This window comes from Stenotrophomonas sp. YJH_SMC_29 (assembly GCF_059371235.1).
This window is the reverse complement of the sequence record NZ_JCAFUK010000008.1, coordinates 115,923-131,038: the sequence shown is the minus strand read 5'-3', so window position 1 is coordinate 131,038 and position 15,116 is coordinate 115,923. Positions and strand designations below refer to the sequence as shown.

Genomic DNA, 15,116 nt, shown 5'->3' with positions numbered 1-15,116 from the left:
CATGCCGTGCCGGTTAGACTTCCGGCATGACGCCTGTCCACGATCCGCGCCGCGCCCAGCTGCGGCGCCTGAAAGCCCTCGCACTGGGCCTGCTGCTGTTGATGCTTGCGGGTTTCGCGGTCAGCCACTGGCAGGGCGAGCGCGGCATCTGGGCCTGGGTCTCGGCCTTCTGCGAAGCGGCAGCCGTAGGCGCATTGGCCGACTGGTTCGCGGTCGTCGCGCTGTTCCGGCGGCCGATGGGCCTGCCGATTCCGCACACCGCGATCATCCCGCGCAGCAAGGAGCGCATCGGCGACAGCCTGGCGCTGTTCGTGCGCGACCAGTTCCTGGAGCCGGGCGTGCTGCTGGCCAAGCTGCAGGTGTTCGACCCGGCCAGCCGCCTCGGCAGTTGGCTGGCCGATCCGGCGCGCTCACGGATGCTGGCCGACATGGCCCGCGGCTGGGCGTTGCAGGCGCTGGATTTCTTCGATGAAACCGCGGTGCGCCGGCAGCTGCATGCCTTCGTGGTGCAGCAGCTGCGGCAGTGGAATGCCGCCGCCACCGCCGGTGAACTGCTGGCCCTGCTGACCGCCGACGGGCGCCACCAGCGGGTGCTGGACGAGGGCCTGCAGCGGCTCGGCCGTTGGCTGGAACAGCCGCAGGTGAAAGAGCGCGCCTCGCAGCTGATCGTGGGCTACATCCAGCGCGAATGGCCGACCCTGTCGAGCACGGTGAACTGGGTCAAGCCGATCGACGAGATCGGCGACAGCCTGGCCGAGCGCTTGGCACGCGCGGTACTGGAGGAACTGCAGCAGGTGCTGGCCGAGCCGCAGCATCCGCTGCGCCAGGACTACGAGGCCTGGCTGCAGAATTACGTACAGCGCCTGCGCGCGGACCCGGCGCTGGCCGAACGCATCGAACAGCTCAAGCAGGACATGATCGACCACCCCGCCCTGCAGGACTACGTGCAGGGGTTGTGGGCACGGATCCACGCCAGCCTGCGCGCCGACCTGCAGCGCGAAGACTCGGCGCTGGTCGGTCACCTGCAGCGCAGCCTGGCGTCGCTCGGCAGCAGCCTGCAGGCCGACCCGGCGCTGCGCGAGGCGCTGAACCAGCACCTGCTGGAGGGGGCGCAGCGCTTGACCGGCCGCCTGCGCGAAGGAGTGACCACGCATATCGCGCAGACCGTGAAGGGCTGGGACGAGCGCCATCTGGTCGAGCAGCTGGAACTGAGCGTGGGTCGCGACCTGCAGTTCATCCGCTTCAATGGCACGCTGGTCGGCGGTCTGATCGGCCTGCTGCTGCATGCGGCAACCGTCGTCTTCAGGTTCTAGCCACCACCGCCCGCTGGCGGCGTCATGCTTGATTCAAGAAATGCGAATGCCTATCATTTGCTGATGGGTCGTGCACTTGGGCGGACGGGTGCGGAAGACGCGTCCCTTGCCCGCCTGCCTCCCACCCAGGACTGCCCGCCGGCGCGGGCAGTGCTCCGTTGACGGGACCTCGCTCGGCCACATGCGCAGGGCGCAAGGAGGCCGCGGCGCGTTCCCTCCTCCCTTCCATCTTCAGGAACGCCGTGGACCGCTCGCCCGCAACCGCCCGCCCCTTGTTCTCCAATCCCCGCTGGGGCGTGCTGTCACGCTCGCTGGCCGCGATCTTCGGCGGCTACGCACTGGCTTCGGCCACCAGCGTGTTCTGCGCGGTGGCACTGCCCGGCCCCCGCGGCCAGGCCGTGCTGACCGGCATGCTGCTGGCCATCCTGGTGGCCGCCTGCGCGGCGCTGTGGGCGTTTGCCACCCGCAGCGCGCTGCGCGCCTGGGCCGGCATCCTGGCGCCGGCGTTGCTGATGGCGGCCGTCGCCCGGCTGCTGGGGGCCTGGGCATGAAGAACGGATTCCGCCAATCGATGGCCTGGCTGCACACCTGGACCGGCCTGCTGGTCGGCTGGTTGCTGCTGCTGATCTTCATGGCCGGCACCGCCAGTTACTACCGCGAGGAAATCAGCCGCTGGATGCGCCCGGAGCTGCCCTCCAGCAACGTCAGCATCGACGTCGCCGCGCAGCGCGCCGTCGACTACCTGCAGGTCAACGCGGCCCAGGCCGGGAACTGGTTCGTTACCCTGCCGCAGCCGCGCAACCCGGCCATGCAGATGTTCTGGCGGCTGCCGCCGGAGCAGGCCGACCCCAGTCGTGGCCGTCGCGGTGGTTTCGGCGAAGCCACGCTGGACCCGAACAGTGGCCAGGCGCTGAAAGCCCGCGAAACCCGCGGCGGTGACTTCTTCTACCGCCTGCACTTCGACCTGCACTACATCCCGGTGCTGTGGGCGCGCTACCTGGTCGGCTTCTGCGCGATGTTCATGCTGGTGGCGATCATCACCGGCGTCATCACCCACAAGAAAATCTTCAAGGACTTCTTCACCTTCCGCAAGGACAAGGGCCTGCGTTCCTGGCTGGATTTCCACAACGTCAGTGCGGTGATGGCGCTGCCTTACCACGCCATGATCACCTATACCGGCATCGTCACCCTGATGGTCATGTACCTGCCGTGGGGGGTGAAGGTGGCCTACCCGCAGGACGAGGACGCGTTCTTCAGCGAGGCCTTCGGTGGCATGCCGGAGGTGACTGCACCGGCCGAAGGACGCGCCGCGCCGCTGCCGATCGCACAGCTGCTGGACAGCGCACGTGCGCACTGGCGTGGCGTGGAAGTGGCCGGCTTCACCGTGTCCAACCCGGGGGCGGCCAATGCGGTGATCGACATCCGCCAACGCGACGGCAAGCGCCTGTCCACCGATACCCCGGCCGTGCGCTACGACATGGTCAACGGCACGCTGCTGGCGGAAACGCCGCCTTCCGGCGGTGCCACGGCGACCCGCGGCGTGCTGTACGGCCTGCACCTGGCGCGCTTCGCCGATTGGGGCCTGCGTGCCCTGTTCTTCCTGTCCGGCCTGGTCGGCTGCCTGATGGTGGCCAGTGGTGTGGTGCTGTGGGCGGTGAAGGAACGGCCGAAGCACGCCAAGAGTGGACGCACCGGCTTTGGCCTGCGCCTGGTCGATGCGCTGAACATCGGCACCGTGGCGGGCCTGCCGATCGCGTTCGCGGCCTATTTCTGGGGCAATCGCCTGCTGCCGCTGGACATTGCCGAACGCTCCAGCGCGGAGGCCAACGTGTTCTTCTGCGCCTGGGGCGGCGCGCTGCTGGCCGCCTTCCTCTGGCCGAAGCGGATGATGTGGGCCTGGCAGCTGTATCTGGGTGCGGCCGCATTCGCGCTGGTGCCGGTCATCAATGCAATGACCACGCACGCCCACCTCGGCGTGACCCTGCGCAACGGCGACTGGGCATTGGCCGGCTTTGATCTCTCGATGGTCGCGTTCGGCGCGATGCTGGCCCTGTGTGGCTGGCGCATGCAGCGCTGGACGCCACCGTTGAGTGCGGCCGAGAAGAAGAAGCGCGCGGCCACCGCCGCTGTGTCGAAGGCACCCGTGGACGCGACGGAAGCGGGAGCCCGCGCATGATGCTGCTGGCGCTGACCCTGTCGTTCTCGGCGTTCACCGCCCTGTCGCTGGCGATGGAAAGGCACCAGCACGACCTGCACGGCAAGGCCGCGGCCACGCTGGCACGGCGCACGCAATGGCGGCTGCTGGGCTGGACGCTGCTGACGGCGGCGTTCGCGGTGTGCGTGGCCGACCACGGCTGGGCGATGGGCCCGGTGCTGTGGCTGGGCACGATGACACTGGGCGGCGTGGCGCTGTCGTTCGGGCTGTACCCGTACCGGCCGAACTGGATCGCGCCGCTGGCGATCGTGCTGCCGGTGGCCGGGCTGCTGGTGGCGGTGCTGTAGCAGAGCCACCGGGGTCGGAGCCCTTGCGTGCAACGCAAGGGCTCGGGCCCCGGGCGTCGCGTTACCCCAACCGCTTCAGTTCCCACGCGCGGTGGATGCGCGCGTTGCGTTCGAAATCCGGGCCGAGGGTGCGTGCGGTGATCTCGCGGCACTGGGCGAATTCGGCGATCGCATTTTCTTCCAGCTTGAAGCGGCGGAAGTTGTTGGAGAAGTACAGCACGCCACCCGGTGCCAGCCGCGCCACGGCCGCCCGCAGCAGCTTCACCTGTTCGCGCTGCACGTCGAAATCGTCGGCGCGGGCGGAGTTGGAGAAGGTCGGCGGATCACAGAAGATCACGTCGTACTGGCCACGGTCGCCCTCCAGCCAGGCCATCGCATCGGCCTGCACCAGCAGGTGCTGGTTGCCGCCCTGCCCGTTCAACGCCAGGTTGTCGTAGCACCACTGCAGGTAGGTCGCCGACAGGTCGACGCTGGTGGTGCTGGCGGCACCGGCCACGGCGGCCTGCACGCTGGCCACGCCGGTATAGCAGAACAGGTTGAGGAAACGCTTGCCGCGCACCTGCTCGGCCATCATCCGGCGCAGCGGACGGTGGTCGAGGAACAGGCCGGTGTCCAGGTAGTCGAACAGGTTCACCTGCAGCAGTGCATGGTTCTCGCGCACCACGATGAACTCGTCCCGCTGCTCGAAGCGGCCGTACTTGCTGCCGCCCTTGCCGCGCTCGCGCGACTTCATCGACACCTGTTCCGGTGGCACGCCGAAAACTTCGCGCGCGGCGGCCAGCAACTCGTTGCGGCGGCGGCGCACGTCGTTCTCGGGAATCGCCGCCGGTGCCGCGTATTCCTGCACATGCAGGAAGGTGCGCCGCCTGCCCCCGTCTTCCTCGTAGACATCGATGGCCGCCGCGTACTCCGGCAGGTCGGCGTCGTAGGCGCGGAAGCAGGTGATGTCCTCGCGGGCACGCCAGCTCTTGAACTTCTTCAGGTTCTTGCGCAGCCGGTTGGCCACCATCTGCGCGCCTTCGCTCAGCTCGCGCGGCTGGGCCGGATCACGGCCCGGCACGGCAATCGGATCGCAGACGATCAGCGCGCATTCCAGCGCACCGTTGAACATCTGGTACTTCTTGCTGGCGCGCAGGCCGGTCGCAAAGGCCAGTTCGTCGTTGCCACACAGCAGGCTGGCGCGCCACTGCGGCACCGCTTTCTGCAAGGCATTGCCCAGTGCGCGGTACAACGCCGGATCGGCGGCCAGGCGCTCGTCGTACGGTGGGTTGCAGACCACCGCACCGATCTCCTGTTCCGGCGCGGCCAGGTCGGCGACATCGGCGCGGGTGAAGCGGATCGCGTGGGCGACGCCGGCGACCTCGGCATTCTCGCGGGCCGCCTGGATCGCGGCCGGGTCGATGTCGCTGCCGTGGATGACCGGCTTCAGCGCGGCCAGGCCGGCCGCTTCACGCTCACGTGCTTCGCTCTGGATGGACTTCCAGGCCGCCTTGTCGAAGCCCAGCCAGCGGCTGGGCGGCAAGCTGCCATGGCGCATCAGGCCAGGGGCAACGTCGGCGGCCATCAGTGCGCCTTCGATCAGCAGCGTGCCGCTGCCACACATCGGGTCCAGCAGGCCACCACCGGCGGCATGCAGGCGCGGCCATTGCGCGCGCAGCAGCAGCGCAGCGGCCAGGTTTTCCTTCAGCGGCGCCTCGTGGGCGGCACCGCGCCAGCCCCGGCGATGCAGCGGGCCGCCACCGAGGTCGATCGACAGCGAGGCGCGGCCCTTGCGCAGCGACAGGTTGACGCGCACGTCGGGCAGATCGGTGTTGACCGAGGGCCGCTCGAGGCCTTCATCGCGCATGCGGTCGACGATGGCATCCTTGATCCGCTGCGCGGCAAAGCGCGCGTGGGTGATCTTGTCGCCGGACACATGCGCGTCCACCGCCAGGGTCATCTCCGGCGTGATGTGCTCGTGCCACGGCAGCGCGCGCACCCCGTCATACAGGGCCTGCTCGTCCGGGCACTCGAACTCGTCGATCGGCCACAGCACGCGGCTGGCCAGGCGCGACCACATCACGATCCGCAGCGCCTGCGCCAGTTCGCCCTCGGCGTTGACGCCGGCAATGGTGGCGGTGGCCTTGCCAAGGCCCAGGGCCGACAGTTCATCGGCAAGCAGGTATTCCAGGCCCTTGGCGCAGGAGACGAAGAATTTCACGGGATCGGTTCGCAGGTGGTCGGGCGCGGCACAGGGGCCGGGCCGGTCGGAAAGGAGGGCCGTAGGCACGGCCGGCAGGCCCGCGCCGGGGGCGGCGGGGCTGCCATTGTAGTCAATGCGGGCGGGCGCGCCGTGCGCCCGGGCTTCACAGTTGCCGCAGCAGGCGCTCGAAGGCCTGCGCGGAAGCCTCCACGTGGCGCTCGAGGCGGTGCCCATCGTCGACCAGCAGCAGCTGCGCCGAACGCGCCTGCGCCCAGGCGATCACTCCGGCGGCCGGGACCACATCGTCATGCCAGGCCTGGACCACGGTGGTCGGCACGGCGGCGGCGTCCAGCGCCGGCATCGGGCCCATCGTGGTCGGCGGCACCATCAGGAACAGGCCGGCGACCGGTACCTGCAACGAGGCGATGGCGGAGATGTAGGCGCCCAGGCTGGAGCCGGCCAGCACCACCGGCCCCTGCCGGGCAGCGATGGCGGCGCGTTCAACCAGGCGGCGCAGGCGGGTCGGCACGTCGCCCACCCGGCTGACCTCGCTCATCGCGTCCAGGTCGGTGTAGTCGGGGCGCTCGTGGGTCCAGCCCAGGCGTTGCGCCACCTCGGCCAGCGCGGTGACCTTGGTTGCCTCCGGACCGCTCTCGAAGCCATGGGACAGGATGCAGTGACCGCGGCTCATGCGCGCGCTCCGTGGGCGCGCGCCAACCAGGAAAGAGAAGGCAGGTTCATGCCGCAATGCTAGCATCGCCGGATGCCCAACCCGCTCCTGCCCGGCCTGCAGCTGCAGCCCCTGCCCTACCACGACCGACTGCCGCTGCGCGATCCGGCCACGCTGGAGATGGTGGTGATCCACTGCACCGAGCTGCCCGATCTGGCGACCGCCCGCGAGTACGGCGAGCGCGTGCTGTATGACAGCGGTGCCGGCAACAGCGGGCACTTCTACATCGACCGCGATGGCAGCGTGGTGCAGTACGTTGCGCCCGAACGCGTGGCCCACCACGTGCGCGGCATGAACGCGCATACGCTGGGTATCGAGCTGGTCAATACCGGGCGCTACCCGCACTGGTTCGACAGCCGTCACCAGGCGATGGACGAGGCCTACACCGAGGCGCAGCTGGAAGCGCTGGAGCGGCTGCTGCAGGCGCTGGTGGTGCGCTATCCGTCGCTGCAGCGGATTGCCGGGCATGACCAGCTGGACCTGGAGCAGGTGCCGGCCAGCGATGACGCGGCACTGACGGTGGCGCGCAAGCGCGACCCGGGGCCGCTGTTCCCGTGGGCGCGGGTGCTGGCGAAGGTGCCGCTGCAGCCGGTTGGGTAAGTGGCAGGGCTGCGCCCTGCGCCCGCAGAAGCAACGTCAACGTCAAGAGCTGGCATTCCGAGGGATGGCGGGGTGGGTCCGGTTGCGGGGGCCGCTGCAAGTCCCCCTCCGGGGCCCGGCCCAGCCGCTGGCGGCTGGGCGTTCGGGCGCTTGCGAAGCAGTGCTTCGCAAGCAAAGCGCCCTCACCCATGTAAGCTCGGTCGCCGCATCCATGCGGCTCACGCCCCCGCAACCGGCCCCACCCCGCCTTCGACAGTTCTCCGCGATCCTTCGAATCGACACGGGGTCGGATCCCGTTGCTACGCAACGGGCTCTGACCCGATTTTCGGTTGATGGGGTCAGAACCGTTCTCCGTTGGAAAACGGATCCGACCCCGCGCGGCTCAGGCGCCGGTCGCCACCGGGCGGCTGCTGTCGCTCACCCAGCCGCTCCAGGAATCGGCATAGATGCGTGCGCCGGACAGGCCGGCCGTTTCCATCGCCAGCAGCAGGTGGCAGGCGGTCACGCCCGAGCCGCACATCAGCACCACCTGCTGCGGATCGCGATTGCCGATCACGCCCTGCAGTTCGGCGCGCAGCGCCTGTGGGTCGCGCAGGCGGCCGTCGGCGACGTTCAACGCAAACGGACGGTTGACCGCGCCCGGCACATGCCCGGCCACCGGGTCCAGCGGCTCGACTTCGCCGCGGAAGCGTTCGCCCGCGCGCGCGTCGACCAGCCAGCCCGGCGCGTGCTTCAGCCGTGCACTGATTTCATCGGCGTTGGCGATCTGCGTGGTGTCGAAACGGCCCGGGTAGGCAGGTAACGCCGTCACTTCAGCCGGCCCGCTCGCCAGCGCGTGACCGGCGGCCTCCCAGGCGGCGATGCCTCCATCGAGCACGGACACCCGGGTGTGGCCGATCAGGCGCAGCAGCCACCACAGGCGCGCGGCGGCCATGCTGCCATCGCTGCCGTCGTAGACCACCACCTGGGTGTCAGGACCGATACCCCACTGGCCGAGCTTCGCGGCAAAGGCATCGCTGTCCGGCAGTGGATGGCGACCGTGGCCGACGCGCGACAGATCGGACAGGTCACGATTCAGATCGGCATGCACCGCACCCGGGATATGGCCGGCCAGATACTGGCTGCTTCCCGCCTGCGGGTCGGCCAGCGAGGCCCGCGCATCGACCACTCGCACGGCAGTGCTGGCGGTGGCGCGCGCATCGACCACGCGCACGCCGTCACCCAACGCGGCGGCCAGGGTGGCGACATCGACCAGGGGGGTCCACGGCGGATCGATCGGCTTCATTGCACTTGCTCCAGGCGGCGACGCAGGTTGTAGAGAATGGCGGCGGTCGCGCCCCAGATGCGCTGGCCCGGCCAGCCATACTCCAGGACGTGTCGAACCCGGCCGCGATGGGTGATTTCGACCTGGCGCAGGTTGTCGGGCGCCATCAGATAATCCAGTGGCACCTCGAACACCTCGGCCACCTCACTGGGCTGCGGCACCGGCACGAAATCCGGATCGACGACCGCCACCACCGGCGTGACCCGGTAGCCGGTGATCGTCACGAAAGGATCGAGATACCCCAGCGCCTGCACCTGGCCGGGCGCCAATGCGATTTCTTCCTGGCTCTCGCGCAGTGCGGCCGCCAGCGCGTCGCGGTCGTCAGGCTCGGTGCGGCCGCCGGGGAATCCGACCTGGCCCCCGTGCGTGCGCAGGGTTTCGGTGCGACGGGTGAGGATCACCTGCGCACCGTTGGCACGCGGCACGATGCCGGCCAGCACTGCCGCTTCCACTGGCGGCCCGGGCGGCAGCAGGTCGATCAGCTCGCTGCGGTTCCAGCCGTCGCCGACCGGCGGTTCGGCCAGCGGGTGCAGCGCGCGCATCAGCCGTTCGTGGTCGGCCAGCGAACCGCGCAGCGACTGCTGCAGTTGCTGGCGCAGGGGCTGCACGCGATGCAGGATGCGACTGCGTTCCTCGTTGCTCATCGACGACCACCGCGCGATCTCATCGATATGCCGCGCGCAGCCGGTGCATTGCCGGTGCGGATCCAGCGTGCACACTCCGATGCAGGGACTTGCGACAACACGCGCCGATTCTTCCATTGTTTGCACCCGGCAACAGTAGCGCGATCGGGCTGAATTTGCGCGCGATGATGCGGCACGCAGCGCACTGCGCAAACAGAAACGCGCCGGTGGAATCACCGGCGCGTTTCGTCTGCTGCTTCGATTTACTTGACGCTGACCAGCTTGATCTCGAACTGCACAGCCACGTTCGGCGGGAACGGGGTGCGCGGGTCGGCACCGTAGGCCTGGTCCGGCGGCAGGGTGACTTCCCACTTCGAGCCGGCCGGCATCTGCAGCAGGGTCTCGCGCATGGCCTTCATTTCGACTTCGCTGACCTTGATCGACGGGATCTGCTGGGCCGGGCGGGCTTCGGTCGGGCGCTGGCCATACGGGAACGGACCGGCCACTTCCAGCTGCACGGTGCTGGCCTGGGTCGGCTTGGCACCCTTGCCGGCTTCGATCACGCGGTACTGGACGCCGCTCGGCAGGGACTGCACGCCGGCCTTGGCCTTGTTCGCCGCGATGAACTGATCGCTCTTGGTCTTGTTTTCGGCAGCCGCCTTTTCGTACTCGGCCTTGGCAGCCTGGGCACGGCCCTGCTCGCGCTTCTGGAACGCTTCAACGGCCGGCTTCAGCTGCTCGGCGGTGATCGCCGGCTGCTTCTTGGCGTAGGCATCCTGCAGGCCCTTCACCACCGAGTTGATGTCCAGCTGCTCACCACGACCGGTCAGCTCCGCCAGGTTGTTGCCGTAGTCGTAACCGAAGTAGTAGCTCAGCTTGCCCTTTTCGGACGAGACGTCCTGGGCGAAGGCATTGCCCGTCAGGGCCAGGGCCGCGACGGCGACCGCGATAGAACGCAACTTCATCAAACAGTTCTCCAGGGGTGGTAACTCAGGGACGTTCTGCGCCGCCCTGAGGCGACGGGTTAGGATAACGGGCGCAACGTGTAACCGCCACTCACGATGCAGGCTATGACCCGTCTGCGTTTGCAGAGTTCAATATCACTTTTTTTTAACGTTCCAGGAGTTTCCCCGTGGCCGATGCCCTGATCGCTGTCACCGACGACGGCGCCATCCGCACCGTGACCGTCCAGCGCCCGGACAAGCTCAACGCCCTCAACGCCGCCACCCTGCAGGCCCTGGCCGACGCCTTCGGCGAGGCCGCTGCCGATCCACAGGTGCGCGTGGTGGTGTTGACCGGGGCCGGCCCGAAGGCCTTCGTGGCCGGGGCGGACATCGCCGAGATGAATACCCTCAGCGCCGTTCAGGGACGTGATTTCTCACTGCTGGGCCAGGCCCTGATGCGCAAGATCGAGCGGATGCCCAAGCCGGTCATCGCGCGCGTGAATGGGTTTGCGCTGGGCGGCGGCCTGGAACTGGCGATGGCCTGCCACCTGCGCATCGCCGCCGATACCGCCAAGGTCGGCCAACCGGAAATCAACCTCGGCCTGATCCCCGGCTTCGGCGGCAGCCAGCGCCTGCTGCGCCTGTGCGGCCGCGCCGCCACCCTGGAGCTGTGCCTGCTGGGGGCGCCGATCGACGCCGCGCGTGCGCTGGAACTGGGCATCGTCAACGAAGTCGTGCCCGCCGACGCGCTGGACAACCGCGTGCAGGACATTGCCCGACAGCTGGCACGCTCGGCGCCGCTGGCCCTGCGTGGGCTGCTCGATGCGGTGCACGTGGGCGGCGAATGCAGCCTGGAAGCCGGGTTGGAGTATGAAAGCGCGCAGTTCGGCCTGCTGTTTGCCACCGAGGACATGCGCGAAGGCACCAGCGCGTTCCTGCAGCGCCGTCCGCCGGCGTTCCAGAACCGCTGACGCCATGGCATCCCGACCCAACACCGCGCAGCTGTTCGCCCGGGTCCAGGCAGACGATCTCGACGGCGCCCTGCAGGCCGGGCTGATGGACTATGTCGCCCGTGCCGGCGACGAGCAACTGCTCCCCGGTCATCCGGACCTTCCGCAGCGCCTGTGCCAGGCCCAGCAGCAGCTGCAGGCGGCCTGGGCCGCACGCGAACGCTACCGCGCCCGCACGGTGCGCCTGGCCCGGCGCGAGGCCGAGCGCGATGCGCGTCGCACCCCGGCCCCGGCGCCGGACGTGAAGCCCGCCCTGCCCGCTGCGGCCGCCGCGATCCTCGCCCGGGCCAAGGCCCGCGCCACCGGCAAGGAGCCGTAATGGCCACCGTGAAGAAGACGGCCCGCGCACCGGCGCGGCGCGGCGGCCGCATGCCGCGCGCCGACGTGGTGGAAATGTTCACCCGCCTGCGCGAGCTCAACCCGCACCCCAAAACCGAACTGGAGTACAGCTCGCCGTTCGAGCTGCTGGTGGCCGTGGCGCTGTCGGCGCAGGCGACCGACGTCGGCGTCAACAAGGCCACGCGTCGTCTGTTCCCGGTCGCCAACACGCCGGCGACGATCCTGGCGCTCGGCGAGGATGGCCTGAAGCCGTACATCTCCACCATCGGCTTGTTCAACGCCAAGGCGAAGAACGTGATCGCCACCTGCGCCATCCTGCTGCAGAAGTACGGCGGCGAAGTGCCGCGCGACCGCGAAGCGCTGGAAGCGCTGCCCGGTGTCGGCCGCAAGACCGCCAACGTGGTCCTCAACACCGCGTTCGGCGAGCCGGTGATGGCGGTGGATACGCATATCTTCCGCGTCTCCAACCGTACCGGCCTGGCTCCGGGCAAGAATGTGCGCGAAGTGGAGGACACGCTGGTGAAGGTGATCCCCGCCGAGTTCCTGCTCGACGCGCATCACTGGCTGATCCTGCACGGCCGTTATGTGTGCAAGGCGCGCAAGCCGGATTGCCCGGGCTGCGTGATCGCCGACCTGTGCCGGTTCAAGGAAAAGACGCCGGCCGAAGCGTGACCCGGATTGTGTCGTGACGAAACGAAGACGGCGGGCACAAGGCCCGCCGTCCGCGTACATGGACAAGGGTGCTTCAGGAGATCAGAACGACAGATCGCCCCACACGCCGAATTCCTTGGTCTTGTCGTTCTTCTTGTCGCCGGCGTTGGCCAGGTGCGTGTACTTGTACACGGTCGACAGCTTCAGGTTCTTCATGACCGGGAACTCGACGCCCACGTTCCAGTACTTGTCGCTCAGGGTCGGGTCCAGGGTCTTGCTGACGTCGGTGTCATCGTAACGACCGAACACGTTGATACCGCCGTCGGTGACGCGCACGCTGCCCCACACCGACCAGCCGCTGGACTTGTCGGTGGCAACGGTCATCACGTTGTTGAGGTTCTTGGCCTGGAAGTACTCGCCGCCGACGCGGAAGTCGCTGTCGGCATAGGCCACCATCGCGTTGGCGCGGGTGTAGGTGTTCTCGGCGCTCTGGATGTCGGTTTCCTTGCCCAGCTTGCCGCTGTAGCCACCCACGGCCACCACGAAGTTCTCGTTCGGGGTGTAGGCCACGCGGCCTTCCACGTCCATGCCCTTGCTGCGGGTCGGGTTCTTGTAGCCGGCGCCGGACACGACCGACACGGCGTAGTTGAAGTTGTTGCCCAGGTTGCCGAAGCCATGCAGGCCCCAGTCGGACGAGTTGCCGTACTTCAGGCGGTCGGTCAGCGTGTTCTCGACATAACGCATGCCGTAGAACTTCTCGACGTACGGGATCCACGGCATGTCGGCGGCACCGACGCGCAGGTTGAAGGCCGGGTCGAAGCTGCCCTGCACGTAGGCCTTCTTGACGAACAGTTCGGTGTTGCCGATGGCCGAGCTGTACTGGAAGTCGGTGGTCAGGTTGGCCGACCAGATGTCGTTGAACTTGTGGTCGACGGTCAGGTAGAAGCGCTTGACGTCCAGGCCGGTGCCGCTGGCGGCGGTGTCCTTGCCGTTGCTGGTCTTGTCGATGTTGGTCAGGTCGAAGAACATGCGACCGCCGATCTTGTTGTCATTGACCAGCTTGGCCAGCTTGTCGACGCTGGTCTGGGTCTTCTGCGCACCTTCCAGGGCCTGTGCCTGGGTGATGTTCACTTCAGACTGCGCGTCGGACTGCGCCTGCAGTGCCTGCGAATCGTTCTGCAACTGCTGGACCTGGGCCTGCAGCGCGGCGATCTGTGCCTGCAGCTGCTGCAGCTGTGCCTGGGATACGCCCGTGCTGGCAGGGGCTGCGAAGGCGTCGGCGGAAACCAGACCGAGGCTTGCAACGACCGCGGCGGCGAGCAAATGGGAACGCATTTTGGATTTCTCCAGAGGGTTGGAATGGCTTGGGCAGAACGCCACGCCGGCAGGCCGGTCAAGCGTTTTGCGAACGTTCCGTTAAAACCATGACAACCGAATGACAGAGTGCGCACCAACCACAGATTTCTTCCTGCGGTCATGCGTACGACTCATTTGCCTTTCCCTGCGGGCCGATCGGCTGCGGCCGCGGGCGTGATGAATCCATGGCAGTGCACGCGCCGGCCCGGCCACGCCCCCCGGCACGCGTTCCCTGGAGCCAGGGAACGAGGTTGAACCGCTGCACGCTGCGCGGCGGCGCAGGGCTGCCGGGACGCGCTGTAACGGATGCGTCATACAACGGTCCCGGCGCTGTCATCGAACCGTTATGGAATGTGCGCCGGGCGGGTAACCCCGCATCCCAATCAACCCAGGAGCCACCCCGTGATCCACGCCTTCAAGTCGCGCGTTGCCGTTGCCGTCTTCGCAGCGTCGTCCGTGTTCGCCGCCAACGCCGCTGAAATCACCGGCGCGGGCGCCTCGTTCATCTACCCGGTGATGTCGAAGTGGTCGGCCGACTACAACGCCGCCACCAGCAACAAGGTCAACTACCAGTCGATCGGTTCCGGCGGCGGCATTGCGCAGATCAAGGCCAAGACCGTTGATTTCGGCTCCTCCGACGCGCCGCTGAAGCCGGAAGAGCTGGCCGCTTCGGGCCTGGCACAGTTCCCGTCGGTGATCGGCGGCGTGGTGCCGGTGGTCAACGTGGCCGGCATCGCCCCCGGCGCACTGAAGCTGGACGGCACCGTGCTGGCCAACATCTTCCTGGGCAAGATCAAGACCTGGAACGACCCGGCCATCGCCGCGCTGAACCCGGGCGTGACCCTGCCGAGCGCGAAGATCACCGTCGTGCACCGCTCGGATGGTTCGGGCACCACCTTCAACTTCGTCAACTACCTGTCCAAGGTCAGCCCGGAATGGAAGACCTCGGTCGGTGAAGGCACCTCGGTCCAGTGGCCGGCCGGCATCGGTGGCAAGGGCAACGAAGGCGTTGCTGCCTACGTGAAGCAGATCAAGGGCGGCATCGGCTACGTCGAACTGTCCTACGCGCTGCAGAACAAGCTGTCGTACACCACGATGAAGAACGCCGCCGGCAGGTTCGTGCAGCCGAGCGACGCGTCGTTCGCCGCCGCCGCCGCCAGCGCCGACTGGGCCAACGCCAAGGACTTCTACCTGGTGATGACCAACGCCCCGGGCGCCGAGTCCTGGCCGATCACCGCCACCAACTTCATCCTGGTGCACAAGAAGCCGAAGAATGCTGCCAACGGCAAGGCCACCCAGGAGTTCTTCCGCTGGGTCTACAAGAGCGGCGACGCCCAGGCCCGCCAGCTGGACTACGTGCCGCTGCCGGACAGCCTGGTCCGCCAGATCGAGACCTACTGGTCGCAGAACCTGAAGTAAGCACGTTCCCCCGCAGGAACGGGGCCGGCGGGTCCTCTCTCCCCCGCCGGCCCCAACCGGGCGCGAGATCCTCGAGATCTCGCGCTCTTCTTCTTTTCGGGGGTGCACCTGCCTCTGTAGCGC

The 15,116-nt window shown here is 68.1% G+C and carries 15 protein-coding genes; 9 read left to right on the top strand and 6 right to left on the bottom strand.

Translation table 11 applies throughout. The features are described from left to right. Positions 1 to 26: 26 nt before the first annotated feature. The 4 genes from AC5P9I_RS10885 (at position 27) to AC5P9I_RS10870 (ending at position 3,815) form a co-directional block, all read left to right on the top strand. Positions 27 to 1,313 (top strand): DUF445 domain-containing protein, encoded by a 1,287-nt coding sequence (locus AC5P9I_RS10885; protein WP_049469536.1) that lies wholly within the window; start codon positions 27 to 29, stop codon positions 1,311 to 1,313. A gap of 242 nt (positions 1,314 to 1,555) precedes the next feature. Then, the gene (locus AC5P9I_RS10880) at positions 1,556 to 1,864 is read left to right on the top strand and encodes a DUF3649 domain-containing protein (RefSeq protein WP_049469538.1); all 309 of its coding nucleotides are present in this window, start codon (positions 1,556 to 1,558) and stop codon (positions 1,862 to 1,864) included. Then, positions 1,861 to 3,489 (top strand): PepSY-associated TM helix domain-containing protein, encoded by a 1,629-nt coding sequence (locus AC5P9I_RS10875; protein WP_130768546.1) that lies wholly within the window; start codon positions 1,861 to 1,863, stop codon positions 3,487 to 3,489. Before AC5P9I_RS10880 ends, AC5P9I_RS10875 begins: the two co-directional genes overlap by 4 nt. Then, complete coding sequence (locus AC5P9I_RS10870; protein WP_049469543.1) at positions 3,486 to 3,815, top strand: DUF3325 domain-containing protein; 330 nt, start codon at positions 3,486 to 3,488, stop codon at positions 3,813 to 3,815. Before AC5P9I_RS10875 ends, AC5P9I_RS10870 begins: the two co-directional genes overlap by 4 nt. 61 nt (positions 3,816 to 3,876) lie before the next feature. Here AC5P9I_RS10870 and rlmKL read toward each other — a convergent pair whose 3' ends face one another. Further along, on the bottom strand, positions 3,877 to 6,015 hold the full coding sequence (gene rlmKL / locus AC5P9I_RS10865) for a bifunctional 23S rRNA (guanine(2069)-N(7))-methyltransferase RlmK/23S rRNA (guanine(2445)-N(2))-methyltransferase RlmL (RefSeq protein ID WP_053505180.1): 2,139 nt from the start codon (positions 6,013 to 6,015) through the stop codon (positions 3,877 to 3,879). Between the two features lie 145 nt (positions 6,016 to 6,160). Next, positions 6,161 to 6,688, bottom strand: coding sequence for an alpha/beta hydrolase (locus AC5P9I_RS10860; RefSeq protein ID WP_024958728.1), 528 nt, complete (start codon positions 6,686 to 6,688; stop codon positions 6,161 to 6,163). A gap of 72 nt (positions 6,689 to 6,760) precedes the next feature. Here AC5P9I_RS10860 and AC5P9I_RS10855 point away from each other — a divergent pair, with 72 nt between their 5' ends. Continuing rightward, positions 6,761 to 7,327: an N-acetylmuramoyl-L-alanine amidase gene (locus AC5P9I_RS10855; RefSeq protein ID WP_049469548.1), complete on the top strand. Its 567-nt coding sequence runs from the start codon at positions 6,761 to 6,763 to the stop codon at positions 7,325 to 7,327. A gap of 382 nt (positions 7,328 to 7,709) precedes the next feature. Here the strand turns inward: AC5P9I_RS10855 and AC5P9I_RS10850 are convergent, their stop codons facing one another. The 3 genes from AC5P9I_RS10850 to AC5P9I_RS10840 form a co-directional block, all read right to left on the bottom strand. Next, entirely contained in the window at positions 7,710 to 8,612 is a 903-nt protein-coding gene (locus tag AC5P9I_RS10850; protein ID WP_049466974.1) for a sulfurtransferase, read from the bottom strand. Next, a complete protein-coding gene (locus AC5P9I_RS10845) occupies positions 8,609 to 9,412 on the bottom strand; it encodes a CoA pyrophosphatase (RefSeq protein ID WP_049466976.1) in 804 nt (267 codons plus the stop codon). Before AC5P9I_RS10845 ends, AC5P9I_RS10850 begins: the two co-directional genes overlap by 4 nt. Positions 9,413 to 9,537: 125 nt before the next feature. Then, positions 9,538 to 10,239, bottom strand: a complete 702-nt coding sequence (locus AC5P9I_RS10840) for an FKBP-type peptidyl-prolyl cis-trans isomerase (RefSeq protein WP_005408797.1) — start codon at positions 10,237 to 10,239, stop codon at positions 9,538 to 9,540. A gap of 167 nt (positions 10,240 to 10,406) precedes the next feature. Here AC5P9I_RS10840 and AC5P9I_RS10835 point away from each other — a divergent pair, with 167 nt between their 5' ends. From AC5P9I_RS10835 to nth, 3 genes are read left to right on the top strand one after another with little or no spacing between them, the layout of a single operon-like run. Next, a complete protein-coding gene (locus AC5P9I_RS10835; RefSeq protein WP_049466979.1) occupies positions 10,407 to 11,189 on the top strand; it encodes an enoyl-CoA hydratase/isomerase family protein in 783 nt (260 codons plus the stop codon). Positions 11,190 to 11,193: 4 nt separating this feature from the next. Next, complete coding sequence (locus tag AC5P9I_RS10830; RefSeq protein ID WP_049466981.1) at positions 11,194 to 11,547, top strand: hypothetical protein; 354 nt, start codon at positions 11,194 to 11,196, stop codon at positions 11,545 to 11,547. Beyond that, complete coding sequence (gene nth / locus AC5P9I_RS10825) at positions 11,547 to 12,239, top strand: endonuclease III (protein WP_049466982.1); 693 nt, start codon at positions 11,547 to 11,549, stop codon at positions 12,237 to 12,239. The genes AC5P9I_RS10830 and nth overlap by 1 nt, the downstream gene beginning before the upstream one ends. Positions 12,240 to 12,320: 81 nt before the next feature. On the opposite strand, the gene AC5P9I_RS10820 is transcribed toward nth, so the two are convergent. Further along, positions 12,321 to 13,553, bottom strand: coding sequence for a porin (locus tag AC5P9I_RS10820; RefSeq protein WP_049466984.1), 1,233 nt, complete (start codon positions 13,551 to 13,553; stop codon positions 12,321 to 12,323). A gap of 423 nt (positions 13,554 to 13,976) precedes the next feature. Between AC5P9I_RS10820 and pstS the strand changes: the two genes are divergently transcribed. After that, on the top strand, positions 13,977 to 14,993 hold the full coding sequence (gene pstS, locus AC5P9I_RS10815; RefSeq protein WP_049466986.1) for a phosphate ABC transporter substrate-binding protein PstS: 1,017 nt from the start codon (positions 13,977 to 13,979) through the stop codon (positions 14,991 to 14,993). The last annotated feature ends 123 nt before the right edge of the window (positions 14,994 to 15,116 follow it).